The organism is Spiroplasma endosymbiont of Sarcophaga carnaria, from assembly GCF_964019595.1.
In the GTDB taxonomy this organism is placed as follows: Bacteria; Bacillota_I; Bacilli_A; order Mycoplasmatales; family Mycoplasmataceae; genus Spiroplasma; species Spiroplasma poulsonii.
The window spans coordinates 419378-432553 of the sequence record NZ_OZ026456.1 but is presented as its reverse complement, the minus strand read 5'-3'; the positions used below and the strand labels follow the sequence as shown (position 1 = coordinate 432553).

At 25.4% G+C, this 13176-nt stretch carries 15 protein-coding genes; 11 read left to right on the top strand and 4 right to left on the bottom strand.

The features are described from left to right. The first annotated feature begins 237 nt into the window (after positions 1–237). Positions 238–444 (top strand): hypothetical protein, encoded by a 207-nt coding sequence (locus AACK91_RS02665; RefSeq protein WP_338963900.1) that lies wholly within the window; start codon positions 238–240, stop codon positions 442–444. 44 nt (positions 445–488) lie between these two features. Here AACK91_RS02665 and AACK91_RS02660 read toward each other — a convergent pair whose 3' ends face one another. The 4 genes from AACK91_RS02660 to AACK91_RS02645 all read right to left on the bottom strand — a co-directional run bounded on the left by AACK91_RS02660 (position 489) and on the right by AACK91_RS02645 (position 3584). After that, a complete protein-coding gene (locus tag AACK91_RS02660) occupies positions 489–827 on the bottom strand; it encodes a hypothetical protein (RefSeq protein ID WP_338963898.1) in 339 nt (112 codons plus the stop codon). 3 nt (positions 828–830) lie between these two features. After that, the gene (locus AACK91_RS02655) at positions 831–1001 is read right to left on the bottom strand and encodes a lipoprotein (protein ID WP_338963896.1); all 171 of its coding nucleotides are present in this window, start codon (positions 999–1001) and stop codon (positions 831–833) included. A gap of 10 nt (positions 1002–1011) precedes the next feature. Further along, entirely contained in the window at positions 1012–2400 is a 1389-nt protein-coding gene (locus AACK91_RS02650) for a C39 family peptidase (protein WP_338963893.1), read from the bottom strand. Positions 2401–2621: 221 nt separating this feature from the next. Next, complete coding sequence (locus AACK91_RS02645; protein ID WP_338963247.1) at positions 2622–3584, bottom strand: IS1/IS1595 family N-terminal zinc-binding domain-containing protein; 963 nt, start codon at positions 3582–3584, stop codon at positions 2622–2624. A gap of 263 nt (positions 3585–3847) precedes the next feature. Here AACK91_RS02645 and AACK91_RS02640 point away from each other — a divergent pair, with 263 nt between their 5' ends. The 10 genes from AACK91_RS02640 to AACK91_RS02595 all read left to right on the top strand — a co-directional run bounded on the left by AACK91_RS02640 (position 3848) and on the right by AACK91_RS02595 (position 13135). Continuing rightward, positions 3848–4762, top strand: coding sequence for a hypothetical protein (locus AACK91_RS02640; RefSeq protein WP_338963891.1), 915 nt, complete (start codon positions 3848–3850; stop codon positions 4760–4762). 210 nt (positions 4763–4972) lie between these two features. Next, on the top strand, positions 4973–5683 hold the full coding sequence (locus AACK91_RS02635; protein WP_338963889.1) for a hypothetical protein: 711 nt from the start codon (positions 4973–4975) through the stop codon (positions 5681–5683). Positions 5684–5691: 8 nt separating this feature from the next. Further along, positions 5692–6090, top strand: coding sequence for a hypothetical protein (locus AACK91_RS02630; protein WP_338963887.1), 399 nt, complete (start codon positions 5692–5694; stop codon positions 6088–6090). Between the two features lie 535 nt (positions 6091–6625). Further along, entirely contained in the window at positions 6626–7468 is an 843-nt protein-coding gene (locus tag AACK91_RS02625) for a Cof-type HAD-IIB family hydrolase (protein ID WP_338963885.1), read from the top strand. Positions 7469–7595: 127 nt separating this feature from the next. Further along, positions 7596–8657 carry an alpha/beta hydrolase gene (locus tag AACK91_RS02620; RefSeq protein ID WP_338963883.1) on the top strand — a complete coding sequence of 354 codons (1062 nt, stop codon included), beginning with the start codon at positions 7596–7598 and terminating at the stop codon, positions 8655–8657. A gap of 2 nt (positions 8658–8659) precedes the next feature. Then, positions 8660–10105 (top strand): amino acid permease, encoded by a 1446-nt coding sequence (locus tag AACK91_RS02615; RefSeq protein ID WP_338963881.1) that lies wholly within the window; start codon positions 8660–8662, stop codon positions 10103–10105. A gap of 133 nt (positions 10106–10238) precedes the next feature. Continuing rightward, positions 10239–10562 carry an OB-fold nucleic acid binding domain-containing protein gene (locus AACK91_RS02610; RefSeq protein WP_338963879.1) on the top strand — a complete coding sequence of 108 codons (324 nt, stop codon included), beginning with the start codon at positions 10239–10241 and terminating at the stop codon, positions 10560–10562. 156 nt (positions 10563–10718) lie between these two features. Then, positions 10719–11390 carry a hypothetical protein gene (locus AACK91_RS02605; RefSeq protein WP_338963877.1) on the top strand — a complete coding sequence of 224 codons (672 nt, stop codon included), beginning with the start codon at positions 10719–10721 and terminating at the stop codon, positions 11388–11390. A 19-nt stretch (positions 11391–11409) separates the two neighbouring features. Further along, entirely contained in the window at positions 11410–12066 is a 657-nt protein-coding gene (locus tag AACK91_RS02600) for an MBL fold metallo-hydrolase (protein ID WP_338963874.1), read from the top strand. Positions 12067–12376: 310 nt separating this feature from the next. Then, positions 12377–13135 (top strand): hypothetical protein, encoded by a 759-nt coding sequence (locus AACK91_RS02595; protein WP_338963872.1) that lies wholly within the window; start codon positions 12377–12379, stop codon positions 13133–13135. Positions 13136–13176 lie beyond the last annotated feature (41 nt).

The window sequence follows — 13176 nt, the reverse complement described above, 5'->3', positions numbered from 1 at the left end:
ATTTCAGAAAACCATATTTATCAATTAGAAGCCAATTATTTTAATTGATTATCAATAACAAATGAATTAGAAACAAATAATATACCATCCCTTATTCCTTAAGAAATTAAGTTATCAGATGGTGAATACGGCAAATATTTAACAAATTTAATTATTTCTAATGACAAAATAGAAGACTATTTAAACTATTTTTCTCAATGATATAGATTACTTTATTCTAAAGCAGTTTGAATAAGTATGACTAAAAATTTAGTTGGAGATAGCATTAAAATAACTTATGATGTTAAACTATTTGCTTTAAATGAAATTAAAATATCTGGAATATGGGGTTATGGGAATTATGATATTACAATTTTTACAGAAAAAGAACAAATTATTATTAATAAATTACAATTATTTAATAGAAAAAATGAAAAATTATCATTAATTACATTAGAAATATAAAAAGTCATTTTAAATATGACTTTTTTAATTTATATATTTTCTTATTATTTAACATTTATATTATTGTTATGATCAAGATATAAATCGGGTGCTGGTTTATCTACTAAATTTCAACGATAAAGAAACTTAAAATATGTACCATTATCATCTTTTCAAGTATGATCTGCATCACCTCGCTCACCCCTAATTAATAATGTGAAATCATAAAAAGGACTATATTCTTTAAAAATAAGTTTATATCTACCATAACTATCTAATTCTTTTTTACTATTTGTATCATTCAAAAATTTAATAATCCTTCAATTATTACTTGTATCACTACGCCAAACTACAAAATAATATTTATTATCCACCGTATTAAATGGTTTTTCTTGTGGTTCCATTCATTATAAAATACCATTTTTACCGTCGTTTGTTTTTACTTTTATATTTTTTTCTTCTTTTAGTTCTTTTAGTTGTTCTTCGGTGTATTGTGGTTTTATATTACAGGCAGCTAAACTTGTTGTACTTGTTCCTATTAAAGCAATTGTTCCTAAAATGCTTAATATATTTTTCATATTTTATTTACTAATAATTATTACCCTTGCTATTTTTACTAATATAAAAGGCGCTATTTTGATATTCTTCACTTAAATTTGCTCAATTATATGTTCTTCATGTTCTAACAAAAATTGAATTATTTTTTTTCTTTCTATTTTCTGCATCAATTAATTCTAAAAGTTTATCATGAAATTTTAAATATCCGTCATAAATAAAATTTTTCATAAGTTCTATATCTGTATCTAAAATTCAACCACCAGATCAAGTATCATTTTTTTGTTCAACATGTTTTATTAAATTTTCTAAATAATTTTTAATTTCTAAACTTTGATTTTGCTGAAAAAAATTTTCAAAAGCAAGAGCAGTTTTTAATGAAATTTTTAGTTCAATGCCATCATGTCCAGATTTACCTCATACTCTAAAATAATCATTTTTTTCGTTATTATTTCCATAATATTCATAATAAGGGTTTGCGGCACTTGGACACGATAAATTATTATTTAAATAATCTCTTTTACTTCTTGTTCCAAGAATACAATGAAGATTATTTTCAATAATAGCTTGTCTAATAACGCCACCACAATTTCCTATTTCCATTGGTTCTGTTTGATTTGAATTTGGTATTTGATTTTCAGATTGGGAATTTGGATCATGATAAATTAAATAACTTTGCAAATGATTACCGCTACTATCATCACGAGAAACTAAAAGTCAAAATGAATTAATATCAAAAGTTCCAAATTGTCCTGTTCAAGGATCCATATAATTAATTGTTTGATTATTATAACTAATACCATTAATTAAAATAAAATGATTACTTGTATTATTACTGTGTAAACTAAAACTACCAGGCAAAACACCTCTATAAGCAAGCGCTACTGGCATATTATTTTGTAAACTATTTCGGATTGTATTTGTAATATGTGTGTTGCCACAATACCTATCAATATTTTGTATTGAATATTGTCTCCCTTGATTTAAATTATTAGTTGTTATTATTTGATTAATAGTATATTGTCAACTTTCCACTGATGTTCCCAATGGGATACCTACCAAAGTTCCACTTCCAATATTTGTTTGCGGGTTTGTTCTCATGCTATATGCTAAAGTACTTTGAAAATTTCTGCTTCCTCTTCCTGTGTTTGAATTATTAGCATTATAATTAAAATATCTTAGAAGTGACTCTCCAATTGCTGGACCACATCAATCTGGATCAGCTTGAACTATATTAGGAACATTTAAATTAATATTATTTTCTCTTTTATTTCTATTTAAAGTCTCTAAATTATTTGTTTGTAAATAATTAATATCACTATTTATATTTTTTTCTTTTTCATAAGGACTAACGGCAATTGTTGTTGGTACAGCAGTTCCACTAATAGTTAATACACTTAATAAACTTAAAAGTTTTTTCATTTTGTATAATTTCCTTTCTTTAATCTTGAAACTTTTTATCAAGACCTATTGACATTATATATATATATATATATATATATATATATATATATATATATATATATAAGCAAGCAAAATATTACTTTAATTTTGTCGAAAACTCTTGATGAAATAAAAAAAATCATCAATATGACAATTTGAAAACTAATTTTGTGTAAGATTATGATTTTGCTTTAAATTTTTTAAACGTTAAAATATAATACCGTTGATTGTTGGTTTGGTGTTAAACCTTTGTGTTGGTATTTTCATTTTCAGAGCTTTAAATAATTTTGAATATTAGTGAAACCCAAACCATGATAATGAATTAAGGCTTCTTTAAGACTGGATTGTAATTTACTAATCTTATTTAACTTTTGATAACTAGTATCAGGGTTTGTACTAGTTTTGGTGGAATATAGAGTAGAATTTGTTTGTTTTGCTACTAATAAATATAGTGGTTGCATATCAGAAATAATTATTGATTTTTCTTTAATTAGTTGCTTATTCATATTTTCAATAATCCATTGTTTTTGTAATCTTTTGGTATTGGTGGATTGAACAAAAATATTATTATTGCTATCAACTGCCATTTGAATACAGCATTTGGTATCAGTTGAAAATGGATCGAGATGAGTTTTTCGTTTATCAAATTTATCTTTAAAATTGCCTTTATGAATTTCTTTAATAAATGTTTCATCCATTTGGATTTGACCATTTAATTTTTTAAATTTTAACTGTGTATTTTCTAATTGTTTTGATTGCATTAATTTTTGTCGATTATATCAAGCGGTTTTTGGGGTTGTTTTAATAAAACGAGAAATTATTTTACTAGATTGTCCTAACAATGAAATTTGAATTAATAAATTTCACTGTTCATAATTTAAATGACTTCAATAAGTAAAATGATGACGAAATGCATCAAAACTAGCACGACATTTTTTACATAAATATTTTTGTTTTCCTTCGGAATTATGACCATTTTTAACACAATGAAAAGATTTGCAATTAGGACATATAATGCCTTTATCTCTAAATTTTTGATCAATTTCATTTAAACGTTTTTGTTTTTTAATTAAGTCTGCTTGTTGTTTTATTTTTTCATAAAATTCTAAAAATTGATCATCTGTTAAGCTATTTATTAATTCTGTAATTATTTTTTTCATCATTTATTTACCTCTATATATTAAAAATATACCTAATTTTAGGTATATTTTATAAATATCAAGAGTTTTCGACAAAATTAAAGAAATATTATGAATTATTTTAAAAATTTATCTTGAAAAATAGCTCTTATGACGCGTTTTAAGGGATAAATTAGCAATGAAAGTCATTTTATTATTAATATATTTTATATTTTATTAATTAAAAATAGTTTTTAAAACGGCATTTAAAATGCCGTTTTAATATGTAAAAGAAAGAGGTGTAAAATATGAGAAGTGTAATACCAAAAAAATTAAAAGACGCCAAATATCGATTTTGACGCAATATAACAATAACAGATGTTTTAATAATTGCTGTTTGAGTTGGATTAACAATTATGTTTATCTTTGGTTTTCAATGAAAACTATGAATAAAATTATTATTATCATCAATTATGATTTTAATTAGCTTACCGCTAATTATTACAAATAAAAAAACTAATTTAAAATGATGACAATATTTATATTATAAAATTAATTACTTATTTAGTTGTAAGAAATACAGTAAAAATAAAACAACTTTACTAGTGCCATATAATAAAGTTATTAATGATAATTATATTGCAACACACGGAATTTTAAAGGGTACTTTAAAAAATACTTTAATTGGAGCAATTAAAATAAAGGGATTCGATATCACTTTATTAAGTAGCGAAGAGCAAATATTAAGATTACGAGATTTGCAAGATGTTTTTAAATTTGCTAATTTTCCAATAACTTTTTTAAAGTTAGAATTACCATTAAATTTTGATGATAACATTAAATATTTACAAAAACAAATTAATAAAACGCTAATTCGTTATAAAAACAAAGAAATTAGTTTTAATCAATTTGTAAAAATTACAAAACAAATTAAAAATAATATTGTTTTTTTAAAAAAAGAATTAATTAAAATAAATGATGAAATTAAAACAGAAAAATGTTTTTTTCTTTTTGTATATGGAAATAGTGAAAAAGATTTAAATGAAAAAATATTATTTTTAGAAGACAAATTATATAAAGGAAAAATTAATTGTAATATTTTATCTAATTACGAAATAACAAAAATCTTAAAATTGATGTGAAATCCGTATGAAAAACCATTAAATAAAACAGATTTTAATAAAAATAAAGATAATTTAGCAAAATTATTGCAATTTAAATAACCAAATATTAAAAAAAATTATTTTATAGCAAATGATTTATATTATTCAATTAATACTATTCAGGATTACCCTTTATTTATTAATGATTTATTAGGAGCATGTTTATTTTCGAATGAGCAAACTATTATTTGAAATATAAATCCTTTAAATTATGATGAAACAAAAAAAGCAATCAACAGTGCCATTCAAACAACCCAAACAAGACAAGTAATGACAAAATCATATGTTAATACAAATGAAAATAACTATGAATTAGAAACATACTACCATTTAATTGATGAGGTTAATGGTGGTGGTGAATTATTAAAAAATGTTAATATTTTATTTTTAAATTATGGAACAAATAAAAAAACATTACTACAAGCACAAACACAATTAACAAAAGCATTAAAAGAAATGGATATTAAACTTAATCCATTGTGATATAAACAATTTAATGGTTTAAAAGGTTTTATACCCTATAACAATAAGGTCATAATAAAAAAATATGGTCGAGAAATGCCAACAAGTACATTAGCAGCATCACTTCCATTTATTGATAGTGGATTATATGATAAACAAGGAATGTACTTGGGAACAAATAATATGGGAAATGTTGTATTGTTAGATCAATTTAAAATTACAAGTAAAAGAACAAACCATAATATGTTTATTCTTGGTTCATCAGGAATGGGAAAAACATATTTGTTAAAAAAAATAATAAATTATCATATTATTTCAGACTTTAATAATCCTACTGTAAAATATTTAAATGATATCGCTACGCCAATTAAAACAATGAATTTAGTAGCTAAAAATAAGTTATTTTATACACAATGAAATGAAATCAGCCAAAATTGAGAAAGTGTAACTTGAACAATCACTGGTAATAACACATCAACATGAGTTGAGTTAAGACTAAAATTTCTGATTTTGTCATAGAGCAATATTTGAACCTTAAGGATAATGTTGGAATTTTAAAAATTCAAGGTGATGTTAGTACTTATTATGCCACATTAACTAATGGAAAATGAAATTTAACAAAGATTAATGGGGCTGATAATATGTCATTTTACTATGCATTTCCGTTGGAAAACAGAACAGTAACTGGATTATATCCAGCAAGTTATGTAATTTTAAATAATAAGTTAATTTTTACTAATTATTCAGATACTCAAAATCTGCCAATAGTTGAATTTGATTTTAGCAATGCCGCAAATATTAAAGTAAATCACTTAAATATTAATACTACCCAAAAATTTTTAAATATTAATATTATGCAAAAAAAAGATAATAATAGTTTTTACTATGTAGATAAAGATTTATCTTTGATGCTTTATGGTTTTTAATTAATAAATACTACAATTTTCTCATTTAATGGTGAAAAAGAAAAAGGAGTTGTTTATTAAACAACTCCTTTTTAAATGTGATCGTAAGTTATAAATTACTAAAACATTATTTTGCAAAATAATATTTCATTTTGCTGAAAAAAGGAGTATAATTTATATAGTAATTATAAATTTATTTTAAAGAAGGATAAACTGCATATTTATTAACTAACATAACTCAACATCAAAAAAACCCAATAAACATAAGGAGTTAAAAAATTAGATCCTTATAAAATAAGGGTTTTAGAGCAGTGTTTTCAGACATTTTAAATTTAAAAAAAAATTGTAAAATTATAAAAGATATATTATAATTAAAATAACTTTCAGATATAAACACTAAATTACATTTAAAAATTCCGCTCAAGGAAACTATAAATAGTTTGAAACTTTCAATATAATTAAGTGTTTATATCTGAAAGTTATTTTAATTTTAACAATATCTTTTACAAGTACTAGAAAATAGATTAAAATTATTTTATATAGGAGAATAATGATAATGACAGAAATTAAGTTAATTGCTGTTGATTTAGATGGAACAGCTTTAAATTCAACTGGCGAAATGTCCCCGCATACATTAGAAGTTTTAAAAGGACTGGCAACAAAAGATATTAAGTTAGTAATTGCGACCGGACGACCATTATATCAAACAAAACATATTGTAACAAATTTAGGATTAACGGATATTAATGATTTTACTGTTAGTTTAAATGGTTCAGTTGTTGCAAATAATGCCACTGAAGAAATTTTATTTTGTGATTATTTTGATCAACAATTACTACGAGAACTTTATGTTGATGTCTTGGCATTTGATTTAGACACATTAATTATGTTTGATGCTGATCATTCTTCGTTTAATAAAATGTTATTACATTGCAAAGGATTTGAAGATAAAATGACAAAACATTATTTATCATCTTTTAGCGAAGAACAAGATGAAGTAACAGCATGTTTATATACAAATAATTTCAATGTTAATGTTAATAAAATTTATATTAGTAGTTATATTTCCGATATTAATCGGTTGGTTGCAAAATGAAAGGATAAAATTGAAATTTCACAAGAAATTCGTGGTGATCGCTCAGCGTTAGAAATTACTAGTTGTAATATTAATAAAGCGACTGGTATTGCTCAAATTTGTCAAAAATATCACTTAACAGCAAAGAATGTGATGGCTTTCGGGAATGAACATAATGATGTTGCGATGTTACAGTGAGCTGGAATTGGCGTGGCAATGGGGAATGCGCCCGATGATGTAAAAGCAATCGCTGATTTAGTGGCTGATGATAATGACTATGATGGGATTGCAAAAGTTATTGAAACCGTAGTTTTTGGACAATAATAGTTAAAAGTTATTAAAGTTAGCAATAAATTTCATTTTGCTAACTTTTTTAGCAAAAAATAACATTTTAAATTGTTTTTTAGTAAAAATTTTGTTAGAGTAAGAATATTAAAAAGGGAAAGAAAAAATGAAAGTAATTGAAAAAACACCTAGTAAGCAAACATTAAATGATGGTTATCATAAATTTTGTTTTAATTGATTACGCATTTTATGTGTGATAGTATTATTTCCGTTAGTTTATTTTCGATCAAAAAAATATGTTAAAGATTTTTTTACATTTACCCAAACTTATCAACGAAAAGGGTTAATGACAATTGAAACAACAACTTTTGATTTTAATAGTTTTGAAGTATATCACCAAGATGTTATTGCAAAAAAATTAGATCAATTTAATTTTGTTTTTAGTAAAAAAGAAGAAACAGCAATGCAAATGGTGACGATTTTAAATCGCCATCAAGCACCAATTAGTGCGCTTTATTTACAACATTCTAATTCAAAGAAATGAGTAATTGGTTTGCATGGTTGAACGGAAAATAAATATTTAGGGTTACGACAAGTATTTTACTTTTATCAACAAGGCTACAATGTATTAACTTTTGATAGTGTTGCACATGGTTTAAGTGTGGGGGACTATACCGCTATTGGTTATTTGAATGCCCAAAATTTAAGTGATGTTATTAAATGACTTCAAGATAGTTATTCTGTTGAAGAAATTGGATTAATTGGGAATAGTATGGGAGCTGCTTGTTTAACAAAATATTTAATTGATGAAGGTTATCAAAATCAATTAGTTCATTGAGCAATTAGTGATTGTGGGTTTAGTAGTTTATTAGTTCAATTTCGTTATGTGATGCAATATCGTTATCAGCATCCCTGGTGGTTAATTAGCTTTGGTTTAACAAAGAAATTTAACAAAGAAATTGGTTTTAATTTACGAAAATATAATTTATTAAAAAATACCAAGCGGTTAAAAGATTTTCCAATGTTAATTATTCATGGTAATTACGATGATTTTGTTCCTTACTTTATGAGTAAAGAATTTTTTACTCAAAAAGCAAAGTTTGAACCAACCGGTCAAAGTGAATTAGTATCCTTATTAAACATTAACCATGTTGAAGCGATTTCAAAAGGGCATCAAGTTTATCTTGCGGCTATTAAAACATTTTTAGCACAACAAGAAAGGAAATAAGGATGAAATTACAAAGAAAATATGGGTTTTGACAGATTTTAGCATTAGCAATTTCAGCAACATTAGGTTCTTCGATTTTAGTTTCGTTTGGCCAAGTTGCTTTTCAAGCACAGTTTAATCCCATTTTAATTATTATTGCTTGAATTTTAGGAGGTTTATTAGTTTTACCAGAAATGTTATTATTATCCGAAGGAGCTACTTCGTATCCTGAAAATGGGACAAGTTATTACTGAATTAAACGTGCAAAATGAAATGCTTGTTCATTTTGGTTTGGTTGAATTATGGTATTATTTGTTAGTGCAACAGCTATTGCAACTGCTTGTTTAGCACTAGGCAATATTTTAATTACCTTATTAAAGTTAGATAACCAATGATATGGTAAATTATTTGGGATTATAATTTTATTAGTGTTAGTTATTATGCAAATTTTTATTAAAAAAAGTAGTGGTTATTCCCAAATTGTTTTTGCTTTACTAAAAGGATTTCCAATTGTTTTGCTTTTAGTTATTGCAATGGTTTATGGTAACACTGCTAGTTTTACTGATGATACAATTAATAAAAATTTAAGTCAAATTTATCTTTCATCATTTTTATTATTACCAGCAACAGCAATGACAATGTTTGCTTATTCGGGGATGGAAGCAATTACGTATGTTAGTGGGGAAATTATTAATCCTCGTAAAAACATTCCGCGGGCAATGATTACCGCGACAATTGCAATTGTTTTATTATATATTATTTTAGCAATTGGATTATTAACAATTAATAAACCACAGAATTGATTAGGACCAACGGGTTTTAACAATGTATGATATTATGCGATTAGTAATAATCCTGCGATTCCATCATTTTTAAACTATTTATTTTCAATTTTAGCAATTTTTATTTTTGTGGGATCATTAAATTCATTTTTAGTGTATCATTCACGGTTAATTTTTAAAATGAGTGAAGAAAACGATTTTTTTGCCTTTTTTCAAAAGACAACGAAACGAACTAATATGCCATATTTAGCAATCCTCTTTTTAGTCGTGTTAGCAATTATTTACATTTTATGAACATCGTTGTTTAATGTCACAAATTATTTTATTATTGCTGTTAGTGTTTTAAAATTCATTACAATGATTACCTTAATATATTTACGCCAAAAGGATGTTAATTATCAACCCCTTTATCGAAAACCAGTATTTATTATTTTAGTTATTTTAGCATTAAGTTTATGTACAATTACTTTTATTGGTTCAATTTTAGCAATGTATTATTATGCAACTGTAACGGCGAATATGTGAGAATTATGGAATTGTTTTATTGTGTTGGGAATAATGTTAGGTGGTTATCCACTTTATTATTTAAAAAAATGATTAGGAACAAAGTGTAACGCTAGAAAACAACGTTCACAGCAATTATTAAATGATGATTTTGTAGAAAAAGATGAACCTTTTTCAAAATAATTTTTTTAAAGTTATTTTAATGATATAATGGTTTTGTTCATATGACAATATAATAAATCTTTCTTTTTTTCAATTAAAATATAAGGTATGATTTTAAGTATTCATTTGAATAAGAGAAAGGAGGACCGTAAAAGTGTATAATAATAGACCGAATCAAAAGTTTACCAAAAGAACTGATGATATTATTAACGACGAAAAGTTTTTATTAGCAGATAAACAACCTACTTTAAAAACAGTAACTAGTAAAGACGGCCAAACAAGAGATTTATGTGAATTTTGAGTTTTAGATAATGGTGAAGAAATGCAATGTGTAGTATGAAACGATTTAGCAGAAAGATTTAATGCTGAATTTAATCTAGATGATTTTAAATCAGTTATCATTTCTTACCGTAAAAATCTTAATAGTTTTACTGGAAAAATGCGTTATAGTGTACGTCAATTTTCATTTACTAACTAATGCTTTGTTTTTTAAAATAAAGCAAAAAACCCGCTATAGCGGGTTTTTATTTTGTTTTGAAACAGGACTTTTTCTTGAAAAAATGGTATAACAACAAAATATAGAAATTAATAGGATAAGGGAAGTTTTATGGAGAAAACATACGTAATAAAAGTATTGGCGAAAAAAGACGCAAAATTAAATTATAAACAGGCGATGACACTAACACAAGAAGCTTTAGCAAAGGAAACAGGGGCTGTTGATCCAAAAATTTTTTTACGTTTTAAATGATATCGCCCAACACAAGAAGTTTTTGAAAGCATTTATTCTGCTGCTGTATGAGCAACAAAAATTGGATTTGAACGTTATCATGATATGATTCCGAATAATAATGAATTAAAAGATGTTATTTCTTTTAAAGCATTATATAAGGGTGTTATGAATGTTTTTGTTAAAATTGATGATGAAGTTCAAACTTATGGTGAAAACATTATTGCGATTACTGATTATGCGAATTTATTGTTGACAATTATTTCTGAAATAATTAAAACTAATTATATCCGTACTACTTTTTACGATAAACATATTGACAATCCTAATGTTAAATCTTTTTTAAGCCATTTATTAGGTGGTGCTGCCTTAGGAATTGCCCGTTGATTTGGATATCGTCTTGAAAATCAAGATGATGGGCATAAATTATTACAAAAGTTATATGTTATGAATATTAGTAAAATCAAAGGTTTAGATTACGATAACATTAATGACGTTTTATTTTTAATTGAAGATTTGTTGAATTACATTGAATCAAACTCTTACTTTATTGAAGAGTTTAAAGAAACCGAAGAGTAAGACAGAAGGAGAACTACTAATGGCAAAGATAAAAAATTTTGTAGATGCAACTTATGATAATCAAAATGTTTATTTAATCATTAATGATCAAAATGAAGCAATTATGATTGATGCCTCAAATGCGGCAAAAGATGCAATCGAATATATTAAACAAAAAAATCTGACCTTAAAAGCCTTGTTTATTACCCATGGTAATATTGACCACTATGATGGGATTGATGATGTATTACAGCAATGTCCAGATTTAAAAATTTATATTCAAAAAATTGATTTACGATTATTATCACAACATAAGGTTGATGATACAACTGGAGAAATTCTAGGACCAGGCATTGTTTATCCATTAACAAATCTTGTTCCGTTAACTGGTGATACTGTTGTCGAAGAAATTGGTTATCAAATTGAAGTCTTTCATATTCCCGGTCATACCGCCGGAACACAAATGTTACGAATTAAAGCCTTAAACTTAGTAACAACAGGGGCAAGTTTAATGCCTGCTGATAAAGCAAGCCCAGGGTATACGGGAGCAATGTGTAATGATAATTACTTTGTAACAGAGTTACGTCGTATTACAAACTTGGAACCAATATGACAGGTTTTACCTGGTCATAATAAACCATTTTTAATGCGTGATGCCCTTGACCAAAACCTAATTCCAACAGAAGATCATTTTTAAAATAAAAGTAGTCTCATATTGATGAGACTACTTTTATTTTTTATAATTAAATTATTACTAATAGGTATTAATGTAAGGATTCCTATTATCTTCAATTTTCTCTTAATATTGATGTCTTCTGTAAAAAATATTTTTAAAATTAACATATTTAATTATTTATATTGTGATATGAAAATTTAGGTTAAAATGTAAGTGAGCAAAATTGAGAGCGGTAATAATCATATGCTTGCTTTTTTTGTCATAATTAAAAATGGTTCAATATGAACAGTTTATGAATTATTGAAGCACTTTATACAAAAGGAGAAAAAATATGAAAAAATATTTATGAGCTATTTTAATAAGTTCATTTTTAGTTATTCCACTTGCTAGTATTATTAATTTTTTTACAAATAATAGTTTTAAAACATCAGATAATTTAAAACAAATTGTAGAACCAAGTCGCGGTTGACCAGCAAAAGATATGAGTCAATTCAAGATTTGACAATTTTTATATAATGACACTCAACAAAAAATTGTTGCAACAAATGAGAAAATGATGGAAGGTTTTTATAGTTTTTATCGTAATGAATATGATAAATATCGTGATACAGCTGAAGGAAATATCGGTAAACCGGGTTATGATGAAATTGGTCTTCCCCTTGCTGAAATTAATGATTATATTGAGCAAAAGATTGTTTTTTCTTATGATATGCAAAAATTTATGGCCTTAAGTTTACGCTCGTATTTTATTGAAATATCAATCAATCAAATTATTGATCCAGCTGATAATAATATTAATCCAAACGAGCATTTAAACTTATGAGTTATGAAGTATTTTCAGGCAGGATTTTATTTTCAATGAGCAAAAATTTGAATTCAAGATTTAGGCCGAACAATTGAAAAATCAATTGATGTTGATTTTTATGTATTTGGGTCATTAGTCCCTCGTGATAAGGATAATAACCCGTTGTGATCACAAGGTCCTGATCCAGTTGCCGCTGCAAAAGTAAAACCACGGTTAAAACTTGATGATGTAATGACAAATATGATCAATAAAGTTTATAACATTGTATTTGGGAGGGAAAAGTAAAAATGATTATTTTAGAAAATATTAGCAAACATTATGGTAAA